Source organism: Sphingobacterium sp. KH_072 (assembly GCF_057837975.1).
Genome location: NZ_CM174457.1, coordinates 3,199,074 through 3,223,961, shown reverse-complemented (window position 1 = coordinate 3,223,961; position 24,888 = coordinate 3,199,074). Strand labels below are relative to the sequence as shown.

Below are 24,888 nucleotides of genomic sequence, written 5' to 3'. Positions count from 1 at the left end.
CTCCTGCTATGACTGTCATCCTTGGTATAGAATCTTCCTGCGACGAGACCTCTGCATCTATCTGTATAGATGGCAAAATTAAGTCAAATATTATTGCGAACCAACTCGTGCATGCGAAGTATGGTGGCGTAGTGCCTGAAGCTGCTTCTAGAGCGCATCAGCAGAATATTATCCCGACGGTACACGATGCTATCAAGCAGGCTAACATCACCAAGGAAGATATTGATGCTGTTGCTTTTACACGTGGTCCAGGATTGTTAGGCTCTTTACTCGTTGGTACATCTTTTGCTAAATCCTTCGCTTTAGCGCGCAATATTCCGCTATTGGATATCAACCACATGCAAGCGCATATCCTAGCACATTTTATTGAAGATCCGCGACCGCAATTTCCCTTCTTATGCCTTACCGTTTCTGGTGGGCATACGCAAATTGTGTTGGTCAAGGATTATTTTGAGATGGAGCTGATCGGCGAAACCTTAGATGATGCCGCAGGCGAAGCTTTTGACAAAACAGCGAAGATCTTGGGATTACCTTATCCTGGAGGGCCATTAGTTGATAAATATGCAGCTACTGGTGATCCACGAGCATTCGCATTGCCAGAACCACAAATTGCTGGCCTAAATTTCAGCTTTTCAGGTTTAAAAACGGCTATTTTGTACTTAGTACAGCGTGAAATGCGTCAAGATCCTGAATTTTTAAATTCTCGCATGGCCGATCTTTGTGCTAGTGTGCAGGATCGCATTGTTTCCATCTTATTGAATAAGCTCAAAAAAGCGGTCAAACAGACTGGCGTTCGCCAAATCGCTATTGCGGGTGGCGTATCTGCCAACTCTGGATTGCGCACACAATTGATGGCACTAGGCGAGCAGCTGCGTGCAGCTGTTTTTATCCCTAAATTTGAGTACTGTACCGACAATGCTGCCATGATTGCCATTGCTGGCTATCATAAATTTCAGAAAGGGGAATTTGTCGGCCAAGATATCACGCCGATGGCGCGAATGGCAGTTGGATAAAGTTTAGAACTGAACTGTCCACTCGGCCAGCTCATCGTCAGTTCCCTTTATCCAGTTTGGTCCATTCTTGAGGATCTTGATGGCTTCTTTATCACGCTTTTTGCCACCACTCTTTTTTATGGTAATATCTGTCGGCCTGCCCTGCGTATTAATGGCGAATAGCAACGTCACTTCACCAGCACCAAGCGCGCTGGCTTTGGCCAAATTATTTGCATACAATTGGTAAGCTTGCGATCCTATTGCTGGACGACTTTTTAGGCGCTTTACTAAGACGCTACTCGTATTTCTAGGTTCTGTAGTTGCCTTGTTTGGCGCGCGTTTCAGTGCGATACGCATGGCGCCTTCTGCCACATGATCGGCCGTTTCAAAACCATCTGACTGAATCGTCAGTATGGGTTTTTCGTTAGTCGATCCTACAATAAACCGTCCAGTAGAATCAGTCTTGGCCAACGTATTCATTTCCCGATCTCGTATCATTGCTCCCGCAATAGGTTTTTGCGTTTGATTGTCAATGATTATCCCTGTTGTGATCGATTTTACATCTTGTAAGGATACGGATTGCAGATCGTTGGATTGCCTCATTGGTCGTCCTGAACGCGCCGACAGCATACTTATTCTATCTTGCGTTGGTGGCGAAGCGCTGTTGCGCGATGCTATTGTTGGCCTATCGTTACGCAAGCTCATCGATACCAATTCCTCCGCGTTAGATGGGATGATCTGAATTGGAATGGTATCCAGTGCTGCTTGCCGCGCCGCGTCTGAATTCTTTAGGCGATTGGAGGCGGACGCTTCTACGTTACTGTAAGCCAGTTTTTTTTCGTGATCTTCTTTCGGTTGTACTGTTTCTTCACGCTCCACCATGGTATTATCGTCCGATGAAGGGGAAGCCGTTTCGGGCATCGTGCTCGAAGGCTCGCTTATAGGAATATGTTGCGCGATTTGTTGCTCTACGCTTTCTGGTTGCAACACAACATAGATACCAATGCCAAGCACGACCAACAAAGAAGCGGCTAGTCCGATCCATCGATATGAAATTATTTGCGTATGACGCGGCGGCATCTTACTTCGTTGCTGGATGCGCTGTCGAAGTTCGGGCATCACGTCACCGTGTGCGCCTTGCGTATATTCGGCTTCCATCCCGATTAGCACATCCATCAGCGATTCATCTGCCTCCGCAGCCTTTTCTACTTCATACATCTGCTGGGGCGATAATTCACCTCGAACGTAACGACGTAATAACGCTATATCTGGCCTATTATACATCCTGCTCCCTTTCTATACACTGCTTCAAATTCCTTTTACCGTTTTGTATGTAGCTCTTCACGCCGTCTATACTATATCCGGTCAAGATCGTGATGTCTTTATAACACTTTTCTTCCAAGAAGAAGAGTTGTACCGCGATTTTCTGTTTTTCCGGTAACTTCTCTATGCAGCGTTCCATAGCTTGTAGACGATCTTCTTTTGTTGCATAATCTTCTTCCGGATGCGGAGCAACGGAAAATTCCACAAAATTTTCCACAAAATCTATATTTCTGGTTTTATCCGCACGTAGTGCCATCAAGCAATGGTTCTTCGCTACGACATAGATCCACTTCTGAAAATTTTTGACCTCCTGCCGATCTATTTTGTGAATCAACTCTTCAAAAATCTGCATCACCGCGTCCTTACTGCGTTCACTATCCTTAAAATACCGGAAACATACATAGTAAATCATCTCTGTATGGCGTTGGTATACATCGCCCAATAAGTCCAAATCTTTGCTTTCTTGGTATTGTGAAAGCAATAATTCGTCGGATGTCTCGTCGCGCTTTGATGATTTGAATAGCTTCATTCTGTTTCACAAAATAATTTTTTTTATCCAGTTATGGAAATGCAAGATGCTTTGCATCCCTTGTACAAATGCAATAAAAGCAGCTAGCATTAGGTCGATATGCAAATGATTATCAACTGAGTTTTAAACGAAATAGAACAAATCAAAAAATGAAGACTATGAAAGTAAATACATTAAAAAGCGTGTGGATGTTTATCATCCTCCTAAGTGCTCACGTAAGTATGGCGAAAAGTATTGTCGGTTATGTTCGGGAGAGCAGTTCTGGAACGCCGATTGGCGGGGTATCCGTCGAGGTGAAAGGGAAGGCGATGCAAACCAAGACAGATGAGCAAGGTTATTACCAGATTAATGCAGAATCAGGACAAGTATTGGTCTTTTCATTGGTCGGTTTTACGTCTGTAGAGCGCGTCGTCGGGCAAGAAGTACAGATTAATGTGGTCTTGCAAATGGAAGCAGAACTTGACTTCAATTCTGTGGTGGTTCGTCAAGACCAGCGCGTATCAAACGAAATACCTGTTGGTGAGTTTGCTCCAAAACGCGTGGAATCTACGATGGCGTATGTGGGCGGAATGCATGTGCGGCCAATGTATCGCTCCGCCACCATGAATTCCTCGGAAAGTTATAAAAAAATACAGGAAAATAAATTTGTGCGAACCAACGTAGAGCCGTTATCGACTTTTGCAGCCGATGTAGATGCCGCATCTTACAGCAACGTGCGTCGTTTTCTACATCAAGGTCAACTGCCGACTCCAGATGCCGTTCGGGTAGAAGAGATGATTAACTATTTTACTTATGACTTGGCGAGCCCAACTAATGGTGATCCCGTTCGTGTAGTGACAGAACTGACCCAAGCGCCATGGAATACGCAGCATCAACTGCTACGCGTATCGCTTAAGGCGAAGGATATACCGAGTGCAAAGCTGCCTGCTGCCAACTTTGTCTTTCTGATTGATGTATCAGGATCGATGAGCAGTACGAACAAGTTGCCGCTAGTAAAAAGTTCTTATAAGATGTTAGTTGATCAATTGCGTGATGAAGACCGCGTGGCGATTGTAACGTATGCAGGTTCGGCAGGAGTTGCTTTGGAAAGTACATCTGGAAAAGAAAAAAGAAAAATTAAAGATGCATTGGATGCTTTGCAAGCGTCGGGAGCTACTGCTGGAGGTGCTGGCATGACCAAAGCTTATCAGATGGCGCGTGCTCACTTTGTAAAAGCGGGCAACAATCGGATCATCATGGCGACAGATGGTGATTTTAATGTGGATGCATCTAGCGATGAAGATATGGAAACCTTGATCGTGAAAGAGCGTAATGATGGCATTTACATCTCTATCTTGGGCTATGGAATGGGCAATTATAAAGATAGTAAGTTAGAGCTGCTGGCCAATAAAGGTCACGGAAATTATGCGTATATCGATAATATTTCGGAAGCGCGAAAAGCGATCGTGACCGAATTTGGTGCTAGCTTATTTACCGTGGCCAAAGATGTGAAGATCCAAGTGGAGTTCAATCCGCATTTTGTACAGTCATACCGTTTGGTGGGGTATGAGCACAATTTGCTCGAAGCGGAAGATTTCAATAACGATGAAAAGCTGGGCGGCGATATGGGAGTTGGGCATACGGTCACGGCTTTATACGAGATTATTCCACAAGGTGTAAAAAGTAATTTTGATGGAGCTGTGGATGATTTGAAATATCAGGAAGACATTAAGCCGAAATCTACGGTTAATAAAAAAGAGTTGGCGACGGTGAAGTTTCGGTACAAAGAGCCGGATAGCGATGTCAGTAAGCTAACTACTCACGTGGTGAATCCCAAAGTGACGCCACTAGCACAAATGTCCCAAGATCTACGTTTTGCTACCGCAGTAGCGGAATTGGGTATGTTGATTCGAAACTCGGATTACAAACAACAGGCTAATTTCGATCAATTGATTGCGCGAGCAAAAGAATCTCGCGGCAAGGATGAAGAAGGATACCGAGCGGAGTTTGTACGATTAGCGCAAGATGCACAAGCTTTGTATAAAGCGGATCGCTAACATCCGATGCGTATTCAGCATCATCTATTATGACCGTGGGGCATAATAGATGATACAAACGCCGATTAGGGCTATTATTGCGCCAAGGATATCGTATCTATCGGGTGTAAAGTCATCAAAAATTATGGCCCAAATGATGGATAAAACGATAAATATGCCGCCGTATGTGGCGTACACGCGTGCGAAATCTGCCGATTGCCAAGTCGCGACGACACCATAAAAAGCAAGAATAATGACTCCGAATACCGCAAACCACCAAGGTTTGTCGGCTCGGAGCCATAACCATATTAAGTAACCGCCACCGATCTCACACAAGCCGGCCAACAGAAATATTGGTATTGATTTTAGATCCATATCACTCAAAGATAGTCGGTTTTTTGATTTTTTTTCGGACATTTGTGGCACTTTGGAATGGGATTTTCCAAAGAATGAATCACGCTTTTGAAGTATGCCAACGTGGTATGTTGTGCCTTCAAGAGTATTATCAAACATTTTTTTATAATCTAAAATCATAAGTTGTACTATGATTAACATTACACTTCCTGACGGCTCTGTCCGTGCGTATGAATCGGGCGTAACTGCGATGCAGATCGCCTTGTCTATTTCCGAAGGTCTGGCCAGAAATGTATTGGCTGCCGAAGTAGATGGCGAAGTATGGGATGCATCTCGCGCCATTGAGCAAGATGCGAAAGTAAAACTCCTTACTTGGAACGATGAGCAAGGCAAATCTACATTCTGGCACTCTTCTGCCCACTTGTTGGCCGAAGCGTTAGAGGCGCTTTATCCGGGGATTAAGTTTGGTATTGGCCCTGCCATCCAAACGGGATTCTACTACGACGTTGATTTTGGTGATCAGGAATTCTCGTCCGACGACTTCAAGAAAGTCGAAGACAAAATGTTGGAATTAGCGAAGCAAAAAGAAGTTTTTGAGCGTCGCGCGGTTTCCAAAGCAGAAGCAACGGCTTACTTCGAAGAAAAAGGAGATGAGTATAAATTAGATCTGATCAAGGATCTGGAAGATGGCAAGATCACTTTTTATTCGCAAGGGCAATTCACCGATCTATGTCGTGGTCCACATATCCCACAAACGGGTGTGATCAAGGCGATTAAGCTGACGAATGTGGCAGGTGCTTACTGGCGTGGCGATGAGTCGCGCAAGCAATTGACACGTATTTACGGCGTTACTTTTCCGAAAGCCTCGGAGCTGACCGATTACCTGAAAATGATCGAAGAGGCGAAGAAACGGGATCACCGTAAGTTGGGTAAAGAATTGGAGCTATTTGCCTTTTCTGAGAAGGTCGGAATGGGCTTACCATTGTGGTTGCCAAAAGGTGCTGCTCTGCGTCAAAAACTGATGGATTTCCTGCAAAAAGCGCAACTGAAGGCAGGTTATGAGCCGGTAGTAACACCACATATTGGACACAAACAATTGTATGTGACTTCTGGTCACTATGAGAAATATGGCGAAGATGCTTTCCAACCGATCAAAACGCCGGTGGAAGGAGAGGAGTTCTTCCTAAAACCAATGAACTGCCCGCATCACTGCGAGATCTACAAAACAAAACCGCGGTCATACAAAGATTTGCCAGTACGTTTTGCAGAATTCGGAACAGTATATCGCTATGAGCAATCGGGCGAATTACACGGCTTAACTCGTGTACGTGGGTTTACACAAGATGATGCGCACTTATTCTGTCGCCCAGATCAGGTAAAAGAAGAGTTCAAAAAAGTAATCGATTTGGTTTTATATGTCTTTGGGGCTTTAGGTTTCGAGGATTATACCGCGCAAATATCGCTGCGTGATCCAAATAATAAAACCAAGTACATCGGTACAGAAGAAAACTGGACTTTGGCAGAACAGGCGATCATTGAGGCCACTGCTGAAAAAGGACTGCCTTCGGTAATAGAATATGGTGAAGCAGCATTCTACGGCCCGAAATTGGATTTCATGGTGAAGGATGCATTGGGACGTAAATGGCAGTTGGGTACGATCCAAGTGGATTACAATTTGCCAGAGCGTTTTGAGTTGGAATATACAGGAAGTGACAACCAGAAACATCGTCCAGTGATGATTCACCGCGCGCCTTTTGGTTCGTTAGAACGTTTCGTGGCTGTGCTTATAGAGCACTGTGCCGGTCAATTCCCGTTATGGCTTGCTCCTGAGCAATTTATCATCTTGCCAGTATCCGAAAAATACGAGGAATACGCGCAAAATGTTTTAAATTCACTAAATAATTCCGATATTCGCGGACTGATTGACTTGCGTGATGAGAAGGTAGGTCGTAAAATCCGTGATGCAGAGATGAAAAAACTACCTTATATGTTGATTATAGGGGATAAAGAGATCGAAAGTGGCACGGTATCTGTTCGTAAGCATGGGTCAGTCGATCTGGGTTCAATGACCTCAGAAGCATTCAAAGAATTATTAATTAAAGAAATAACGGTTTAAATAATATAAGCATTTGGCAAAAAGTAGCAATTTTGGTAGTAGAGGTAGAGGGCCAATCCGTAAGAAGGAACCTGAACACCGCATCAATGAAAACATCCGCGTACCAGAGGTACGTTTAGTCGGTGATAATATCGAGCCTGGGATTTACCCAACTCGCAAAGCAGTAGAATTTGCTGATGAGTTGGAGTTGGATTTGGTGGAGATCTCTCCAAATGCGACGCCTCCGGTTTGTAAGATCATTGACTATAGTAAATTCGTTTACGAGCAAAAGAAAAAACAAAAGGAAATAAAGTCCAATGCCAAACAAACTGTGATCAAAGAGATCCGTTTTGGACCCAACACCAGCGACCATGATTTTGATTTTAAATTGAAACATGCGATGAAGTTCCTAGAAAGTGGCGAGAAAGTACGCGCTTATGTACACTTCAAAGGTCGTGCGATTGTGTTTAAGGAACAAGGTGAGATCTTATTGCTCCGCTTCGCACAAGCATTAGAAGACTATGGTAAAGTAGAATTGCTGCCTAAATTGGAAGGTAAGCGTATGTTCTTGACCTTGGCGCCTAAGGTAGTGGCTAAAAAATAAACATCTAACAGATTGATATATAATTTATAATATTATGCCAAAAGTAAAAACCAATTCCAGCGCAAAGAAACGCTTCAAGCTAACTGGAACAGGTAAAATTGCAAGAAAAAGTGCTTACAAAAGCCACATCTTGACCAAGAAAACGACTAAACAAAAACGTAACTTGACACAAACTAGTTATGTTAGTGATGCTGATATGGGCAATGTGAAACGCATGCTTGCTATCGGTAAATAAGTCCAATTCATTTAATACATTTTTTTAACCAGGTAACAGGTTGTAAGATTGCTGAAAAACGCAACGCCTTATACCAAATTAAATTTTCAACATTATGCCACGTTCGGTTAACGCAGTAGCTTCCAGAAGAAGAAGAAAAAGAATCATGAAAATGGCCAAAGGCTATTTCGGTTCACGTAGCAAGGTTTATACTATTGCTAAAAATACAATTGAAAAAGGTTTACAGTACGCTTACCGTGACCGTAAAACCAAAAAACGCGAGTTCAGAGCTTTATGGATCCAGCGTATCAATGCGGGTGCCCGTCAACACGGTATCTCGTATTCTCAACTAATCGGTAAATTAAGTGTTAAGAACATTGCCTTGAACCGTAAGGTATTGGCTGACTTAGCATTGAACCATCCGGAAGCTTTCAAAGCCGTTGTAGACGCAGTAAAATAGAGTTTTAAACCCGATATCAATTTGTTAGAGATATGAAAAAGGAACCTTCGGGTTCCTTTTTTTGCTTCATACTGTGTAGTTAGATGTAATGCGCATGAGAATCCGTAAAATAGTAATAGAACATCTTATTATGCTCTAGTGATAACTAAAAATATCTCTTCTCCACATGAAAAGATGAATGTTAGCGGTCAAGCTACAAGGACAGATATATTTTCCGTAATTATAGAAAAATAGCGGAACAAAATCTATATTTGCGCACCAAATCAATTTAACTATGAAAACAAAAATCGCGATTTTATTCGCGGGATTATTTGTGCAATGGGGTTTTGCACAGAATCACGATGAAGGTGGTTTAAAGTCGAGAAAGGGAAATTTTTCTACGGAGCTCAACATTAATCCCTTCAAAGCTCACCTGAGTTTGAACAATGCGTTGAACCAAGTAAAAGTTCGATACTTTATCCAAGATGATCTAGCACTTCGATTAGGTGTTGGGATCAGTGTAATCGATTCTACTTGGAGCAGTGGAGCACCATATTCTGCTGAAAGTTATTTCATTTCTACTGCAAATAAGCAAAGTACGGCTGATTTTACGATCGGTATTGAGAAGCATTTCCGAGGTACGGAAAGGCTATCACCTTATATTGGCGCAGATTTGAGCTGGGGCATGCAGAGCTCTAACCAAAAAGTAACCACCAATGCGACAACGTTTGAAGTTGATAATGGCTTGCTTGATATGTCCTTTAATCCCAACTTTCCAATTGGAAGAGGACAATTGATTCCAAATGGTTATACCCGATTCGGCGCAGTAGCTATTGCTGGTTTCGACTTCTATATGGCCAAAAACTTTTTTGTCGGCTATGAATTTAACGTTGGATATAATCGACTTAAATACAAAACACCTACTGTGGAAAGTATAGGAGAGAATGGTGGTATTGTGGACTTGGTGAGCAATAGTTCGGTTACCACTTTTAAAACCTCCCTAATGAATGGAATTAGGATCGGTTATACCTTTTAAAAACTTCTATTATGAAAAACAGCATATTAATAATTTTATCGGCCTTCGCCTTTTTACTAAGTAGTTGTGAAAAAGACATTACCTCTGCGCCGGAAATTCAAACGATATCTATCACCGCTCCTTCAACAACCGGAGCTACTTTTAAAGGGAATATTAGCGGCTTTGGGTCAAACAAAATTGTAGATCATGGGTTTGTCTACGGTTATACACAAAATTTGGATGAGACAACTGGTACTAAAATTTCGTTAGGAGAAGCAGTCAACTTAGGTGAATTTTCAACTACAGTGGATGATCTAGTGCAAAAGAGTGCGAGCAATTATCAAAATACGCTTTTTGTACGTAGTTACATTGCAGATGAGCGCGGTACTGTATATGGTGCAACAATGAATGCAGCACTTCCTGTTCCAACTGCTGGAAAGATTTTCCCTTCTCAAGCTAGTGCTGGTGATACGATTCGTATTAATGGCAAATTCTTTTCTCCCAATATTTTGCGGACAGTAGTACTGATCGGCCAACGCCCGGCTGAGGTTTTAGGAGCATCAGACACGGTTATTACAGCGATTATCCCGTCGGGTATTACGGGTAGTCATGGTACTATTTTGCCAGTTACCGTAAATTTGGGAGCTACGACTGCAAATTATTTTCAAGGCCTAACGCTACAAGCGAAATACACAGGCTTCTCACCGGAAAGCGGTCCAGTCGGCACCATAGTCACGTTGACTGGTGATAACTTACCTGATTACTACAATAGTATGACGGTGCTAAATGTTTGGATGAGTGGCGTGAATATACCGCTCAATTATAATAGTTATAATCGATTTGCCGTTCCGTTTAATGTGGACGAAAAGTCGTCCATTACCGTGATGTTAAACGGAAAGAACTTTGATCTTCCAGGTCAATTTGTGGTGACTCCACCGCAAATCGTGTCATTTACTAACAATTCAGTCTTTGCTGGAAGACAGGTGACCATGCAGCTAAATAGTTCAGCTATTGTAAATAATAATGGTCAAGTTGGAAGACCACAAGTGAAAATTGGATCGGGATCTTATGCAGATGTATCTTGGTATAATCGCGAGGTGTCTTTTACCGTTCCTGCGAATACTGCATTGGGCGAGTATGACGTTTACTTTAAAGTTGGTCCACACGAAATTCAGTCTCCAACAAAATTGAAGGTAATTGGATATAATGTCAGTAGTTTTCAACCGGCTATCGCTGCTGTTGGCAACAATGTAGAGATCTCGGGCAATTTTATTGCAGGAGAATACTACACGGTCTATTTCGGTAGTAGAAGTACTTCTGGTATTGCCAATTCAGCTACCAAATTGATTGTTCCAGTACCTTCAGGTGTTGATTTGGGCAAGTTGAAAATATCAGTGGAAACACCTTCAGGTCGATTGAGTGTACCGGGAGAGATGGAAATTATTGGTCCATCGGTTACCTCTGTATCTCCTTTATCTGGCGTTCCGGGTACAAAGGTCACTATTCGCGGTAATGGTTTCGGTGCAAATGCTTGGAACAATAATGTCGCATTCGGATGGAACTATGTTAATCCTCAAATAGTTGACAGCAAAACGATGGAGGTATACGTGCCATCTAATATCGGGCGCGGTAAAATGAGTTTATCGATTATCGTTGAGGGACAAACGATAAATTTTTCGGAAGAATTTACCATTTTGTAATTCGGTAAAAAGTTTAAAATGAAATCCTTGCTTTGGTCCTGTTTTTCGGACGAGCAAGGATTTTTTTTGTGCATCGTATCAATATTAGTGGCGTGGTACTAGAGAATGAAATAGCTCAGCAGCCTCATCAATGCATCTGATCTGGATTTTAACTATTTTGTATCTTGCAGCTTTTTATAAAAATATGTAGTACCGCATAGCTCACCATTAGGAAACATGGCATAATCGGGAATGTTTCCTGCCTCAACCCAGCCGCATTTTTGATACAATCTTTGAGCAGCGCTGCCTGTTACCGTATCCAAGACTAGAATGTTTTTATGGCGCGCTAAAGCTATTTTTTCGATGTCTGCTAAGAGTTGCTCTGCGATTCCTTTTCGCCTATGTTTTGAATGCACCTGCATTTTCGCAACGTCCGCTCTGTGTGTTTGATTTTTGGGTAAATCGATCCGTAGTTGCACCGTTCCAACTACCTGATGACTGCTGGTTTCACGGGCGATCAACAACAACACCTTTTCTTGAGATACTATATCCAAGACTTGCATCCAGAATTGCATGGAATCTTCCGCTGTAATATCGTTCATAAAGCCAATGGATGCACCATGCCGCACGCTATCCAACGTTAGATCAGCTAAGCCTTGAATAATTGCCTTATCGGTCTGGAGAACTTGTTCAATGTGATAAGATTGATGCATAGTGCGAAGTTTTTTCTATTTGCTTAAATGTACAAAAAGTTTTCATTCAGTTTATAAATCTACACTACGAGCTTCGCTTCAACGTCAAAACCGTAATTTCTGGCCACACGCCAATGCGGCCTTTCATGCCATGATAACCAAAGCCGCGATTCACGTACAAGTATTTTCCTTCACTTTGATACAATCCAGCCCATCGTTTATAGAAATATTGGATCGGACTCCACTTGAACCCAAATAATTCAATGCCAAATTGCATGCCATGCGTGTGTCCAGCTAGCGTGAGGTGTATGTGCTGTTCTTGATCTACACTGACTACGTCCCAATGTGATGGATCGTGCGACATGAGCACCTTAAAGACCTTAGTTGGGAGTGAGGCTGTTGCTTTGCGCAAGTCACCATATTGTTGAAAGCCCTTCTTGCCCCAGTTTTCTACGCCTATCATAGCAATAGATTCCCCATCTTTTTCAACCAGATCCGATTGATTTAGCAGCAGCCGAAATCCCATCTCTTGGTGTACCACTTTTAGCCTTTCAAGATTTGCTATTTTTGCTGTTTGGCTTTCCCATTGTATATAATCCCCGTAATCGTGGTTGCCCAACACGGAGTACTTGCCATACGGAGCCTGCAACTGTGCAAATGCCGAAATCCAAGGATCCATCTCCGAAGCGGCATGATTTACCAGATCTCCTGTAAATAGTAAAAGATCACTTTGCTGTGCATTGGCTAGATCAATTCCTTTTTGTACCTCTTTTTTATTCGTAAAGCTGCCGACGTGGATGTCGGAGATCTGCGTAATCGTAAATCCGTCGAATGCAGCAGGCAAATCCGGAAAATAGAGGGTTTCTTTACGCACCCGATAAAAGTGCCTTCCGCGCGTTAAGCCGAAAATGACGATTAATAATACAACCAGGGCCACAAACAAGACCAATTCACTTACATAGATGCTACGAGCTGGAAATCCGCGAAATAGGCGGGTTATGTCTTCGATGATTAATAGTGGTGTAGTTAGTAGTTTTGGGATCGCCAATGACAAGAGTATCGTGAACATTCCGGTTAACAAACGCTGCGAATGGCGTAGTTGCCGTCCGGCCATAAATAAGGTAATTATGCCTGCGACAAGCAATACATCAACCACCCAATACGCTGTAAGGATATACTTATTTTCCGTAATTGTAAGAATAGCTTGGTAATAATAAATATCTACTACCAAGAAGAGAAGCAAAAATAGTATGAGTCGTTTGGCCATAACAATAAATAATTTTCTAGATCAAAAAAAGCCGAACATCAAATGCTCGGCTTCCTACTATATTTTAAAATCCGGTTGCGGATTACTTTGCTAATTCTTCCGCAATTGCGATGCCGATTTCAGCAGGAGATTCTACTACGCGAATTCCACACTCTGCCATGATTTTCATCTTAGCAGCAGCCGTATCATCAGCTCCACCTACGATCGCTCCAGCATGACCCATACGACGTCCCGGAGGCGCAGTTTGTCCGGCGATAAAGCCAACAACAGGTTTAGTACCGTGCTCTTTAATCCAAAGCGCAGCTTCTGCTTCCATGCCACCACCGATTTCACCAATCATGATGATACCTTCAGTTTCTGGATCGTTCATCAACAATTCTACCGCTTCTTTAGTAGTTGTACCAATGATTGGATCGCCACCGATACCGATAGCCGTTGAGATACCTAATCCCGCTTTCACGGTTTGATCTACCGCTTCGTAAGTTAATGTACCTGATTTAGAAACCACACCTACTTTCCCTTTTTTGAAGATAAAACCAGGCATGATGCCTATTTTTGCTTCTTCTGCCGTAATAATACCCGGACAGTTTGGTCCGATTAGACGAGAATTCTTATCACTTAGGTATGATTTTACTTCAATCATATCTTTCGTTGGGATACCTTCCGTAATACATACAATAACGCCAACACCAGCAGCTGCAGCTTCCATGATTGCATCTGCTGCGAACGCAGGAGGTACGAAGATGATAGATACATTTGCTCCAGTCTCATCTACGGCATCTTGCACAGTGTTGAATACGGGACGATCAAGGTGTTTTTGTCCGCCTTTTCCTGGAGTGACACCGCCTACCAAATTGGTTCCGTACTCGATCATTTGAGTAGCGTGGTACGTACCTTCGTTACCAGTGAACCCCTGTACAATAACTTTAGAATCTTTATTGACTAATACGCTCATTTTTCAGTTTTGATTTTGCCTAGCAAAGCTACTGTTTTGTCGTGACTTCTGAAAACATTGCTTTGGGCATTTTTATTATTTCTTTGTGAATTTTATCTTAGAGATAAAGTCCCACAATACGATTCCCATCGTCACCGAAACGTTGAACGAGTGTTTGGTGCCAAATTGTGGAATCTCTAGGCAGGCATCAGATGCGGTGATCACTTCTTCTTCCACGCCATGCACCTCATTGCCAAATACAAAAGCATATTTCTTCATGTCGGCGGGTGCAAAATCTTGCAGCTGTACACTGCCAGATGCCTGTTCGACAGAAAGAATGGTGTAGCCAGCATCCCGTAATTTGGTGACGGCGGCTAAGGTTGTTGATTCATGCGTCCAGGCAACAGATTTTGTGGCGCCAAGGGCAGTTTTCTCAATTTCGCGGTGCGGCGGAGTGCCTGTAATACCACATAATACGATCTGCTCAATATTTAAAGCATCTGCCGTGCGAAAGGCCGAACCTACATTATGCATACTGCGTACATTGTCTAGAACGAGCACTACCGGCAACTTATCTTGTTGTTTAAAGGTGTCAATATCTACACGGTTTAACTGGTCAAGCGATAATTTTTGCATGAGTCAAAAGTAAGGAGTATTATGAAAAGATAAAAAGATTTTGAATAATGGATTATCTATGCTATTTTTGCATTCCAAATTGAGTACAGAAATAATAAAAATACTATAGCTAAGATGGCAAATCATAAATCATCGATCAAAAGAATTAGATCAAACGCTGCGAAGCGCCTGAGAAACCGTTACCAAGCAAAAACTACGCGTAACGCAATCAAGAAACTACGTACTACAACTTCTCAGGAAGAAGCACAGGCTTTGTTGCCTCGTGTAATTTCTATGTTGGATCGTTTGGCAAAGAAAAACGTTATTCACAAGAAGAAAGCGTCTAACAACAAGTCTAAATTGACTAAGTTCGTTAACAAGTTAGCGTAACTTTTAGCTTTTTTAACATACAAAAAAGGGTGTATTTTCATACACCCTTTTCTTGTTTTTCGCAAGCTTTATGGCTTCTTTTGCTGGATCTGTTTTACGATTCTATCAATATCTGCTGGACGATCTTTGTATTCGCTAAGATCATACAAATCGACTTTTCGGAAATCTACAGGATGGCTCTCGCTCTGTAGATAGATATAGCCCCCAGTGAGTGCTTTTCCATCTTGTTTTTGTTTTGCATCATACGATAACACATTGTCTCCACCAATTTGAGGTTTCGAATACGATAAGACCACTTTGTCTTCTAAAATATGCTGAATCAGTGAATCGCCCAGCACTAAGAAGTCTGCCGTTACCCATTGGTCGCCATGGTAAGTTTTAGAAGTAGAATTAATGCAGTGCGGTGTGAAAAGTTTTTGATCGATAACCACATTGGTTCCTGGCGTACACAGGTTTGAGGTGGTACGTTCGGTCGTGCCATCTCCACCCAACAATTGGCCTTCGATAGAAATAGGGAAATCCTGATCTTTTAACATGGTTGCTGGATCTTGCCCGTGTAGCATTGCCCCCGAATTTCTCCAAGCCCAGCCTTCTCCACCTTTGGTTTGTTCTTCTACAAAGCGGTATTCGATGCGTAGATAATAATAACTATAGGGAGTATTATAAGCAAGATGGCCGTATTGCTGATTGAATTCCTCGTAACCGCCGTCATATCTTACTTTCAAAAGTCCGTCTTCCACGCGGAAGGTGTTAGCATAATTGTCACCCGGTTCGTAATGACGAATTTTGGGTGTCCAGTCGTTCATGTCTTTTCCATTAAAAAGACTAATCGCAGTTGGGATAGAATCTTGTTCGGTAGTGGTTGTGCTAGAGTTGCCCGGCGTATTGCACGATAGTAATACCGAAATTCCAGCGAGCATTGCGCCCATTTTAAGCTTCATAGAGGTAGTTTTATATAATAGATTAAATAATAGATTCTTTGCTTTTTACATACTCACTTGGTCGCACTCCCACAATCTTATAAAAGGTATTGCTAAATGTAGGTAAGCTGCTGTAGCCTACGCGCGCAGCGACTTGCTGTACACTCATCTTTTCATTTAATAAATATTTGAGCGCGGTCAGCATGCGCAGGATCGTATAGTACTGAATAAAGGACATGCCCAGATCTTTTTGAAACAAACGTGCCAAGGTGCGTTCGCTAAAGTGAAAGGCATTCGCCAGCTCCTTAAAGCTGACTAATTCGGCAATGTGCTCTTCCAAATAAGCCACCATTTCCCGTAGTTTTGTGTTTTTGGGATACGGTAATGATAACGATAAATTGGAATTGGAAAGCTCTGGTAATAGCAGTTTGAATGATTTGGCGATGGTGTAGTTTTTTGTATCTGTCGGCAGTATATTTCCATTCCAACGATTCGTATACATAATCAGCTCCATCAACAAATCGCTAACCGGATAGATACCTACTCGGTTAAAAAAATCATCATCTGTATCGAAGGTCGGAAAGTAAAGATTGCGCATAATCACTTCCGGGCTGCTTGGGTGAATACTATGTTTCACGCCTGCTGGAATCCAGATATAATGTCTAGCAGGAAGGAAATACGATTTTTCTGCCGTTTTCAGGAAGACCATACCGCCTTCTGTGTACAGAAACTGTCCCTTTCGGTGATCATGTTCACCAATAAATTCTTCTCCCATTACGGCGTGATGACAATAAATACTATCTGATGTGACATCTACTTCTGTCATATAGTACTTATTTACATAGCTGTTTGTCATACGGTGGGCTTTTTGTAGCCTTAAATATCCCGTTTTTAGTTGAATTTATCAAATGAAGCTGAAGTACGTAGCATGTCAGCAGATTCGTGTCCTTGTTGTGTATTCGATAAAGTCAAAGTGTTATCGCAAGATGTTAATCACACATTCACAAACGGTAATTAAATACTAATTGTGTAAATTTATAAGTCCAGCACTGATTTAGGGATCAGAAGTAAGAGGATATTATAAACGTAATAATACTATACACGATGATAGAGCGCATAAGACTAGAAAGTCTTCGAGACAAAGTAATGAGTGCTGAAGCGGCGGCTGAATTTATCCGAGATGGCATGATTGTAGGTGCCAGCGGATTTACCAAAGCAGGTGACAGCAAAGCCGTGCTGCCAGCCTTGGCAGAGAAAGCAAAACGAGAGCCTTTTAAAATCACCTTAATTACGGGCGCATCACTTGGGCATGATACCGATGGGAAATTGGCAGAAGCGGGTGTGTTGAGCAAAAGAATGCCGTTTCAAGTGGATCGTACTTTGCGCAACAAGATCAATTCGGGTGAAGTACTATTTATAGATCAGCATCTGAGCGAGAGTGCGGAGCTGTTGCATCAGCAGCTAAGACCAGATATAGCCGTGATCGAAGTAGCTTATATTGATCGGGATGGAAGCATTGTGCCGACCACATCGGTCGGTAATTCGGTCGCTTTTGCATCTCTGGCTTCCAAAGTTATTTTAGAAATCAATACGTCGGTGCCAGAAAGTGTGTATGGCATTCACGATATTTATCAAGCAGAAAACTATCCGCATCGGAATGTCATTCCGATTGTAGCACCATGGAATAAGATTGGTAGAAAAACCATCGCATTGGATCCTGCTAAGGTAGTAGGAATTGTATTCACCAACATACAAGATAGTCCGGCCGATATCTCCGATCCCGATGAGAAGACATCGGCTATTGCAAAGCATATTCTAGAGTTCTTTGAGAATGAAGTGCGTGTCGGTAATTTGACCGATCGCTTATTACCTATTCAAGCAGGTATTGGTAAGGTGGCTAATGCCGTGTTGATGGGGTTTAAGGATAGCAATTTCTATGATTTGACGATGTTCTCCGAAGTATTGCAAGATAGTACGTTTGATCTCATCGATAGCGGTACGTTGAGTTTTGCGTCCGCATCTTCGGTGACTGTGTCGAAAGCATGTTATGATCGCGTTTTTGGCAATTTGCAACGCTATCGAGATAAATTTGTATTGCGTCCACAAAATATTTCCAATACACCAGGTTTGATTCGTCGCTTAGGAATTATTGCTATTAATACGGCGATCGAATTTGATATTTATGGTAACGTGAATTCCACGCATTTGGGCGGTACAAAGATTATGAATGGAATCGGCGGATCGGGAGATTTTGCTCGCAATGCCTATCTCAGTATTTTCGTTACGCAAGCCGCTTCGAAGGGAAATTTGATCTCTCATGTGCTTCCGATGGTGTCACATACCGATCATACCGAGCATGATGTGGATATTCTAGTGACTGATGTCGGTTTGGCGGATTTACGCGGGTTGGCACCGAGAGAACGCGCGCAAAAAATTATTGATCATTGTGCACATCCAGATTATCGCCCAGAATTACAATCTTATTTTGATCGCGCTTGCGAGCGGGGAGGGCATACGCCACATCTGTTGGAAGAGGCTTTTAGCTGGCATTTACGCTTTCAGGAATCTGGAAGTATGAAGAAGAAGGAAGCTGAATAAATAAAAAATGGCTGCTGAATATCGAATTCAGCAGCCATTTTAATCTTGTCGTGTGTTCTCGCATTAGCGAGCACGTCCTGGAAGGTAAATTTGGAAACCAACAGAAACACCTAATCCACTAGCACCACCGCTAGAGTTTAAGTTTGCTTTACTGTAGTTGTAACCCAAAGTAGCTTCTAACGCCACATTTCTCGTGATAAAGTGCGCATAACCACCAGCAATACCTGCTTCAAATGAAGCGCCATTTCCGCGTGATGATCCGCCAATACCTACGTTACCGTGTCCGAAGAAACGACCTGTAGAACTAGCTCCTTCAGGGAAATAGTAACGTACGAATGGAGCAATACCGTAGTTCCACTCGTTGTCTTCACCGCTAACAGCATTAAGTCCTAATGATGTTTGTGCACCAATCGCAATACCGTCTGTAATGAAATAACCAGCACGTGGGTTCAATTGGATATTGAAAGCTTCGCCTTCAAAGCTATATCCTAAGCTCCCTACTGATCCACCTACCATCCAGTTACCTTGACGGATAGGCTCCATGCCCACATTTTCAGAAGTCTGAGGTATAGTTTCAATACGCTGTGCGAAAGACCCTAATACTACAGCAACAGCAAATAATCCAGATAATAAAACTTTTTTCATAATATACAAATTTAGTTACGATTCACAACTGTGCAACTATTATGCCACAGTGTGTGCGCTTCTTTCTAAAGGGAATAAATAATCTCTTAATGGAATAAGATGATACGTATTTTTAGAAATATTTGGCGGTTAATACGCGTATTTTAATCTTTCTGTTAACTCTGAAATAGTGGTATGTAGCTGGTCTACTACAATTTGCGCTTTCTGATAAAATGGGCGACGTTCTTCCAATTTATTTGTAATAAATTGAAGTAATTCATCGCCCGTCAAACCTTTTAAAGCTGGTCTTTTTGTAACGTCAGTGGCATTTAAGCGTGCCCATAATGATTTTGGAGTATGTTCGAAATACACCGCCGTACCATGTTGTACAATCCAATCCATGTTATCATAAAAACAGGGCGTGCCTCCTCCAGTCGAGATGACGGTATTAGGAAGATTATTCTCTTTAAGAACCTCATTTTCAATTTTTCGGAACTCATCTTCTCCATAAAGAGAAAAATAAGCAGGTATCGTCATGCCAACACGATGTACGAGCACCTCATCCAAATCGATAAATGGTCGGTCAAGTGCCTTCGCCAGTTTCTTTCCCCAAGTGGTTTTGCCACTACCCATGAAGCCTACGATGAAAATTGGTTTCGACATGCTTAATCTGCTGAAGGCTTCAATTGATTATTGATAAATTTAGATTCTAGCTCTTCTTTGTTTGGGAAAGTATGCTTGGACCATTTTTTTATAACCGTACCATTTTGCATCAACATCACGCCCGGATTAGAACGTACCATGCTTTTTAAAGGCACCAAATCGGCGTTGAAAGTCTCTAATACCAAGTTAAGCTGGTCATTTACGAAAACTACATTCTGTGCCGAACTCGCAGTTACGAGCACTGCCCGTATTGGGTAATCTTCCGATATTTCGCGGATCGTGGTATTGATGCGGTCTAGCGCCAAGAGATCTACCGAAGATAGCTTCGTAACATCCGTGCTCACGACGATAAAGTTAAAATATGGATTGGTCAGAATTTCTTGTGTGACATCATTTCCTTCGCTATCGCTGATGATCAAATCGGCAATAGCCGGTTCGAATCCTTTTTTGATGAGCGTAGATTTTGGATCTCCGATGATTTCCCAATTCTCATCTTCCCAGATCTTCTCACTCATGTACACCTTGTCGTTCACCGTTTTAGATTCGCCCGTTGTTTTGTTTTTCAAGGTGTAAATATGCTCGTATACATCGGGTTCGGCATCATCCGGAATGATCATCTGTTGCGGTAGATTGTTGCCCTCACGGTACGGCAAGAAATCAATTATCGGCAAAAAGTTCATGGTATAAATCCCTGCACCAAAAGATAACATAATGATCAATATGGTCAGCAAATTGTTGCTGAATCTGCTTTTTATCAGCGGCTTGATCTGATGCCTGAATCGGACGATGATCAGAATCAATCCCAGCAATACAAGATCTTTGATAAATGACTGCCAGGGTGTAAGTGGAATAGCATCGCCAAAACAACCGCAGGAACTCACAACCTCGAAAAATGCCGAATAGAACGTAAGGAAGGTGAAGAAGATGGTCAATACCAGTAATCCCCAACTTACTTTATTACGCGCCAGTCCTAGTAATAACAACGCGCCCAATATGATCTCAAAGGCACAAATAACCACTGCAATCCACGTGCTGTATTCATCTAACATGGATAGATTGAATACCTTGAAATATTCCTCCAGCTTATAACCAAAACCTTTAGGGTCGTTGGCTTTTATTAATCCAGAAAATATAAAAAGACATCCTACCAAGATCCGTGATATAATCAACGCGATATTTGGACGCTTTTTTAGCGGTTTAGTAGGTGTATACATAGCAGATGTGCTCATGATCAGTGTGTTTTAGCAGGGAATCCTAATTTTATTAATGCAAATACGGCATAGTTAAGCATATCTTGATAATTTGCCTGCAATCCTTCAGATACCAATGTTTGCCCATTGTTATCTTCGATTTGCTTGACACGATGTAGCTTCGTCAGAATCAGGTCAGTCAAGGAAGAGATCCGCATGTCGCGCCAAGCCTCCCCATAGTCATGGTTTTTGGCTAACATGAGTTCTCGGGTTTCCCGAATCTTTTCGTCGTAGCGATTTTCCGTTTCTCGGGTTTCGAGGTCGAGGTTACCTTCTACGCCAAGATCCAGTTGAATCATCGCAATCACGCAATAGTTCACAATGCCTACATATTCGTCCATCACACCTTCGCCAACTTTGGATACTTTTTTCTCCTCCAGCGTTCGGATACGTTGCGCTTTGATAAAAATCTGATCGGTGATAGAAGTGGGACGCATGACTCGCCACGAGGTGCCGTAGTCAATTGTTTTTTTAATAAATAAGGTGCGGCAATGATCTATTATCTGATTGTATTCGGTGCTTGTATCCATATAATATTTTCGCTACTGATTAGCGTGTTACAAAAGTAGGAAACAATATACGAATAGTATTTATTCTCCCGAAATGGATTTTATCGCCGAGTTTAGAATGCTTTGTTCGAATACAGCTTAATCTTCTGAAAATAATTATCTTCGTAAGAAGCAGGGACATTATTTTGCAATTTCAATTCCTAATTAGATTTTGTTCTTGTATAGATTTGTTACACAAATACAGACTTCAAATTCATGAATATACAAAAGCCGGAGATACGTGAAGTAGAAATCATCCGCTATGTGATGCCATTTAGAGAGGGCGGATCACTACCCGCCTTGGTAGACGCCGATGACGACTTTAGTTACGTGATTAAATTTCGGGGAGCCGGACAAGGCAAACGCGTTTTGGTGGCAGAGCTTATCGTGGGTGAGATTGCGCGGTGGCTGGAATTGCGCATGCCCGAGATGGTATTTGCAGAATTGCACGAAGCATTTGGTAGAACGGAGCCCGACGAAGAAATTCAAGATCTCTTGAAATTCAGTGTCGGTAAAAATTTAGGCGTTCATTATCTGAATGGCGCCATCACTTTCGATCCAAATGTAGAGGAAATATCGGAGAAGGAAGCTTCGAAAATCGTGTGGCTAGATGCCTTGACCATGAATGTAGACCGGACAGTGCGTAATACCAATATGCTGATCTGGAATCATGAACTCTGGCTGATAGATCACGGAGCCTCGCTCTACTTTCATCACAATTGGGATCATTGGGAAGATCAAGTAGCCAAACCCTTTGTGCAAATCAAAGATCATGTTCTGCTAAAACAAGCAAGCCAAGTGCGTGCTGTAGATCAAGAATTCCGTGATCTATTTACCGAAGAGAATTTGTGGCAGGTATTATCTGCTGTGCCAGACGAATGGTTAGAAGAAGCTGGGCGCACGGCTACCGCAGATGAGGTAAGGCAGGTGTATGTCACTTTTCTGGTGCAACGCATACAACAATCGGCAGTATTTTTAAATCAAATCGAAAAAGCGCGTGAGGGTAGAATATGAGTATTCGGTGATTCGTTATGTACCGAGGGTAGAGCGCGAAGAATTTATAAATGTCGGCGTATTGCTTTATTGCAAACGTACGCGATACGCGGCAATGCAATGGGCTGTGGATGAAGCAAAGTGTCAATGTCTTTATACTCATGCTGATGTGGTGCAACTAAAAGCGCACCTCTCTTCGTTAGAAAAGATTTGCGCAGGCGATCGGGATGCTGGGCAATTAGCGGCATTGGAACAGGCCGAGCGCGTACGTTGGATCACCGCCAACCGCAGTACTTGGATTCAGTGTGCGCCAGTACATGTAGGTTTGTGCACTGATCCAGAGGATACTTTAGAGCAGTTATTTAATCGATTAGTCCTATAAGTATGATGGATTAAAAAGTATATTTGTGTAGTTAAGATCAGGGAAATGGAAGAGGAATTTTACCAGCACTTGTTTATAAAACAACAAGAAGCGCAGAATATGCCGAGTAATGTGCGGATCTGGGAATGGGCGCGCGATATCTTTCGGTTGCTCTTTCCGGAGCGAAATCCAAAGAAAATGCACTCCGTCGATGTGCTGAAAGCTCACTTCAAACAGTTGGAAAACGAGTTTTACGATCTGTTACAAGGTAGTAAAGAGTGCGGGAATTGCGATCGTAAAAATATTGTCAACGAATTCTTCAGTGTATTACCAAGCCTTTATGAGCTAATGCTTACCGATGCCCACGCCATTCTTGATGGCGACCCAGCTGCGCAAAGCTTACATGAAGTAGTGCGCACCTATCCCGGTTTTTTGGCGATGTGTATGTACCGGATGGCGCATCAATTGTGGTCATATGATTTGCCGCTGATTCCCCGAATCCTAACCGAATATGCGCATGAACGCACAGGGATTGATATTCATCCTGGCGCTACTATCGGTGAGTATCTGCATATTGACCACGGTACAGGTGTTGTGATTGGAGAAACGACCATCATCGGTAACCATGTTAAATTATATCAAGGAGTTACATTGGGAGCCCTAAGTGTAGAGAAAGTGCTTGCTGGTAAACAGCGCCATCCGATAATCGAAGATTACGTGATCATCTATGCAGGAGCTACCATTTTAGGTGGAGATACTCGGGTTGGTCATCATTCGATTGTTGGGGGAAACGTTTGGCTTACGAGTAGTATAGAACCCTATACAACTGTTTACCATCAACCCAATACCAAGTTTTTTGATTCTAAACCAACCATATAATGGGCTCTATAATAGAAACTATCGGCAACACGCCCCTTGTCGAAATCACGTCATTTCACACGAATCCAAATGTACACATCTACGCGAAAATGGAGGGTAACAATCCTGCAGGATCGGTGAAAGATCGAGCTGCGTTGAATATGATTCGTTCTGCCCTAGAACGTGGAGATATTACCGAAGATACTACTTTAATAGAAGCGACCAGTGGCAATACAGGAATTGCCCTAGCCATGATCGCCAGTATGTACAAAGTGCCTATCGAACTGGTCATGCCTTCTACATCCACGCGCGAACGTGTCCTAACGATGGAAGCTTTCGGAGCGAAAGTGACGTTATTAGATTCGATGGAAGCTAGTCGCGATTATGCGGAAGAAAAATCGGAGCAGGAAGGCTATTTTTTGTTAAATCAGTTTGCGAATTCAGACAATTATAAAGCGCATTATCAAACCACAGGGCCTGAGATTTGGAAAGATACTTATGGACAGATTACGCACTTCGTAAGTGCGATGGGTACTACAGGTACTATTATGGGTTGTTCGCGATTCTTCAAAGAAAAAGATCCTGCCATTCAAATTGTGGGTTGCCAACCCACGGATGGCTCATCTATTCCCGGAATTCGCCGTTGGCCAAAGGAATATTTACCCAAGATATTCGAGGCCTCACGTGTGGATCGTGTAATTGACATTGATCAATCGGATGCGACGTTGCGTACGCGTGAACTGGTGGCAAAAGAAGGAATCTTTGTGGGTATGAGCACGGGTGGTGCATTTCATGCCGCTTTACAAGTTGCACAAGAAATAGAGCAGGGCACCATCGTATTTATTGCTTGCGATCGAGGTGATCGTTACCTCAGTTCAGATCTTTTTACGTCATAAAAAAGAGCTTAAAGCTCTTT

The 24,888-nt window shown here is 42.5% G+C and carries 27 protein-coding genes; 14 read left to right on the top strand and 13 right to left on the bottom strand.

Translation table 11 applies throughout. The features are described from left to right. The first annotated feature begins 8 nt into the window (after positions 1 to 8). Positions 9 to 1,013, top strand: a complete 1,005-nt coding sequence (gene tsaD / locus AC3IRT_RS14410; protein ID WP_489393908.1) for a tRNA (adenosine(37)-N6)-threonylcarbamoyltransferase complex transferase subunit TsaD — start codon at positions 9 to 11, stop codon at positions 1,011 to 1,013. A 3-nt stretch (positions 1,014 to 1,016) separates the two neighbouring features. Here the strand turns inward: tsaD and AC3IRT_RS14405 are convergent, their stop codons facing one another. Both AC3IRT_RS14405 and AC3IRT_RS14400 read right to left on the bottom strand, forming a co-directional pair. After that, positions 1,017 to 2,276, bottom strand: coding sequence for a hypothetical protein (locus AC3IRT_RS14405; RefSeq protein WP_489393907.1), 1,260 nt, complete (start codon positions 2,274 to 2,276; stop codon positions 1,017 to 1,019). Beyond that, positions 2,269 to 2,844, bottom strand: a complete 576-nt coding sequence (locus AC3IRT_RS14400) for an RNA polymerase sigma factor (protein ID WP_489393906.1) — start codon at positions 2,842 to 2,844, stop codon at positions 2,269 to 2,271. The genes AC3IRT_RS14405 and AC3IRT_RS14400 overlap by 8 nt, the downstream gene beginning before the upstream one ends. Positions 2,845 to 3,002: 158 nt before the next feature. On the opposite strand from AC3IRT_RS14400, the gene AC3IRT_RS14395 reads away from it, so the two are divergent. Further along, complete coding sequence (locus tag AC3IRT_RS14395; RefSeq protein ID WP_489393905.1) at positions 3,003 to 4,880, top strand: YfbK domain-containing protein; 1,878 nt, start codon at positions 3,003 to 3,005, stop codon at positions 4,878 to 4,880. A 27-nt stretch (positions 4,881 to 4,907) separates the two neighbouring features. Here AC3IRT_RS14395 and AC3IRT_RS14390 read toward each other — a convergent pair whose 3' ends face one another. Then, positions 4,908 to 5,372 carry a YnfA family protein gene (locus AC3IRT_RS14390; RefSeq protein WP_489393904.1) on the bottom strand — a complete coding sequence of 155 codons (465 nt, stop codon included), beginning with the start codon at positions 5,370 to 5,372 and terminating at the stop codon, positions 4,908 to 4,910. A gap of 31 nt (positions 5,373 to 5,403) precedes the next feature. Here AC3IRT_RS14390 and thrS point away from each other — a divergent pair, with 31 nt between their 5' ends. The 6 genes from thrS (at position 5,404) to AC3IRT_RS14360 (ending at position 11,280) form a co-directional block, all read left to right on the top strand. Next, complete coding sequence (gene thrS / locus AC3IRT_RS14385) at positions 5,404 to 7,329, top strand: threonine--tRNA ligase (RefSeq protein WP_489393903.1); 1,926 nt, start codon at positions 5,404 to 5,406, stop codon at positions 7,327 to 7,329. A 13-nt stretch (positions 7,330 to 7,342) separates the two neighbouring features. Then, the gene (infC, locus tag AC3IRT_RS14380) at positions 7,343 to 7,912 is read left to right on the top strand and encodes a translation initiation factor IF-3 (protein WP_489393902.1); all 570 of its coding nucleotides are present in this window, start codon (positions 7,343 to 7,345) and stop codon (positions 7,910 to 7,912) included. A gap of 34 nt (positions 7,913 to 7,946) precedes the next feature. Beyond that, positions 7,947 to 8,147, top strand: a complete 201-nt coding sequence (rpmI, locus tag AC3IRT_RS14375; protein WP_489393901.1) for a 50S ribosomal protein L35 — start codon at positions 7,947 to 7,949, stop codon at positions 8,145 to 8,147. A gap of 94 nt (positions 8,148 to 8,241) precedes the next feature. Beyond that, entirely contained in the window at positions 8,242 to 8,586 is a 345-nt protein-coding gene (rplT, locus tag AC3IRT_RS14370) for a 50S ribosomal protein L20 (RefSeq protein WP_489393900.1), read from the top strand. A 274-nt stretch (positions 8,587 to 8,860) separates the two neighbouring features. Further along, positions 8,861 to 9,601 carry a BT1926 family outer membrane beta-barrel protein gene (locus tag AC3IRT_RS14365; protein WP_489393899.1) on the top strand — a complete coding sequence of 247 codons (741 nt, stop codon included), beginning with the start codon at positions 8,861 to 8,863 and terminating at the stop codon, positions 9,599 to 9,601. Positions 9,602 to 9,612: 11 nt separating this feature from the next. Beyond that, complete coding sequence (locus AC3IRT_RS14360; protein WP_489393898.1) at positions 9,613 to 11,280, top strand: IPT/TIG domain-containing protein; 1,668 nt, start codon at positions 9,613 to 9,615, stop codon at positions 11,278 to 11,280. 152 nt (positions 11,281 to 11,432) lie between these two features. Here AC3IRT_RS14360 and AC3IRT_RS14355 read toward each other — a convergent pair whose 3' ends face one another. The 4 genes from AC3IRT_RS14355 to AC3IRT_RS14340 all read right to left on the bottom strand — a co-directional run bounded on the left by AC3IRT_RS14355 (position 11,433) and on the right by AC3IRT_RS14340 (position 14,788). Then, a complete protein-coding gene (locus AC3IRT_RS14355) occupies positions 11,433 to 11,972 on the bottom strand; it encodes a GNAT family N-acetyltransferase (protein ID WP_489393897.1) in 540 nt (179 codons plus the stop codon). Positions 11,973 to 12,036: 64 nt separating this feature from the next. Further along, positions 12,037 to 13,218, bottom strand: a complete 1,182-nt coding sequence (locus AC3IRT_RS14350; protein WP_489393896.1) for a metallophosphoesterase — start codon at positions 13,216 to 13,218, stop codon at positions 12,037 to 12,039. An 82-nt stretch (positions 13,219 to 13,300) separates the two neighbouring features. Then, positions 13,301 to 14,173, bottom strand: coding sequence for a succinate--CoA ligase subunit alpha (sucD, locus tag AC3IRT_RS14345; protein WP_489393895.1), 873 nt, complete (start codon positions 14,171 to 14,173; stop codon positions 13,301 to 13,303). Positions 14,174 to 14,248: 75 nt separating this feature from the next. Further along, positions 14,249 to 14,788 (bottom strand): RNA methyltransferase, encoded by a 540-nt coding sequence (locus tag AC3IRT_RS14340; protein WP_489393894.1) that lies wholly within the window; start codon positions 14,786 to 14,788, stop codon positions 14,249 to 14,251. Positions 14,789 to 14,902: 114 nt separating this feature from the next. On the opposite strand from AC3IRT_RS14340, the gene rpsT reads away from it, so the two are divergent. Then, positions 14,903 to 15,157 carry a 30S ribosomal protein S20 gene (gene rpsT, locus AC3IRT_RS14335; protein ID WP_489393893.1) on the top strand — a complete coding sequence of 85 codons (255 nt, stop codon included), beginning with the start codon at positions 14,903 to 14,905 and terminating at the stop codon, positions 15,155 to 15,157. A gap of 68 nt (positions 15,158 to 15,225) precedes the next feature. Here rpsT and AC3IRT_RS14330 read toward each other — a convergent pair whose 3' ends face one another. Both AC3IRT_RS14330 and AC3IRT_RS14325 read right to left on the bottom strand, forming a co-directional pair. Beyond that, positions 15,226 to 16,098: a 3-keto-disaccharide hydrolase gene (locus AC3IRT_RS14330; RefSeq protein ID WP_489393892.1), complete on the bottom strand. Its 873-nt coding sequence runs from the start codon at positions 16,096 to 16,098 to the stop codon at positions 15,226 to 15,228. Between the two features lie 22 nt (positions 16,099 to 16,120). Beyond that, the gene (locus tag AC3IRT_RS14325) at positions 16,121 to 16,933 is read right to left on the bottom strand and encodes a helix-turn-helix domain-containing protein (protein WP_489393891.1); all 813 of its coding nucleotides are present in this window, start codon (positions 16,931 to 16,933) and stop codon (positions 16,121 to 16,123) included. Between the two features lie 248 nt (positions 16,934 to 17,181). Here AC3IRT_RS14325 and scpC point away from each other — a divergent pair, with 248 nt between their 5' ends. Then, positions 17,182 to 18,675 carry a succinyl-CoA:acetate CoA-transferase ScpC gene (gene scpC / locus AC3IRT_RS14320; RefSeq protein WP_489393890.1) on the top strand — a complete coding sequence of 498 codons (1,494 nt, stop codon included), beginning with the start codon at positions 17,182 to 17,184 and terminating at the stop codon, positions 18,673 to 18,675. A gap of 63 nt (positions 18,676 to 18,738) precedes the next feature. Here scpC and AC3IRT_RS14315 read toward each other — a convergent pair whose 3' ends face one another. From AC3IRT_RS14315 to AC3IRT_RS14300, 4 genes are all read right to left on the bottom strand, one after another. Next, positions 18,739 to 19,320 (bottom strand): hypothetical protein, encoded by a 582-nt coding sequence (locus AC3IRT_RS14315; protein ID WP_489393889.1) that lies wholly within the window; start codon positions 19,318 to 19,320, stop codon positions 18,739 to 18,741. Positions 19,321 to 19,449: 129 nt separating this feature from the next. Then, positions 19,450 to 19,962 (bottom strand): shikimate kinase, encoded by a 513-nt coding sequence (locus AC3IRT_RS14310; protein ID WP_489393888.1) that lies wholly within the window; start codon positions 19,960 to 19,962, stop codon positions 19,450 to 19,452. A gap of 2 nt (positions 19,963 to 19,964) precedes the next feature. After that, positions 19,965 to 21,191: a BT_3928 family protein gene (locus AC3IRT_RS14305; RefSeq protein WP_489393887.1), complete on the bottom strand. Its 1,227-nt coding sequence runs from the start codon at positions 21,189 to 21,191 to the stop codon at positions 19,965 to 19,967. A gap of 2 nt (positions 21,192 to 21,193) precedes the next feature. Further along, positions 21,194 to 21,742: a DUF1599 domain-containing protein gene (locus AC3IRT_RS14300; RefSeq protein WP_489393886.1), complete on the bottom strand. Its 549-nt coding sequence runs from the start codon at positions 21,740 to 21,742 to the stop codon at positions 21,194 to 21,196. A 234-nt stretch (positions 21,743 to 21,976) separates the two neighbouring features. On the opposite strand from AC3IRT_RS14300, the gene AC3IRT_RS14295 reads away from it, so the two are divergent. The 4 genes from AC3IRT_RS14295 to cysM are packed head-to-tail and all read left to right on the top strand — an operon-like array spanning position 21,977 to position 24,868. Continuing rightward, a complete protein-coding gene (locus AC3IRT_RS14295) occupies positions 21,977 to 22,774 on the top strand; it encodes a HipA family kinase (RefSeq protein ID WP_489393885.1) in 798 nt (265 codons plus the stop codon). Beyond that, positions 22,758 to 23,135: a DUF3037 domain-containing protein gene (locus tag AC3IRT_RS14290; RefSeq protein WP_489393884.1), complete on the top strand. Its 378-nt coding sequence runs from the start codon at positions 22,758 to 22,760 to the stop codon at positions 23,133 to 23,135. The genes AC3IRT_RS14295 and AC3IRT_RS14290 overlap by 17 nt, the downstream gene beginning before the upstream one ends. 45 nt (positions 23,136 to 23,180) lie before the next feature. Then, on the top strand, positions 23,181 to 23,993 hold the full coding sequence (locus tag AC3IRT_RS14285; RefSeq protein ID WP_489393883.1) for a serine O-acetyltransferase: 813 nt from the start codon (positions 23,181 to 23,183) through the stop codon (positions 23,991 to 23,993). Continuing rightward, positions 23,993 to 24,868 (top strand): cysteine synthase CysM, encoded by an 876-nt coding sequence (cysM, locus tag AC3IRT_RS14280; RefSeq protein ID WP_489393882.1) that lies wholly within the window; start codon positions 23,993 to 23,995, stop codon positions 24,866 to 24,868. Before AC3IRT_RS14285 ends, cysM begins: the two co-directional genes overlap by 1 nt. Positions 24,869 to 24,888 lie beyond the last annotated feature (20 nt).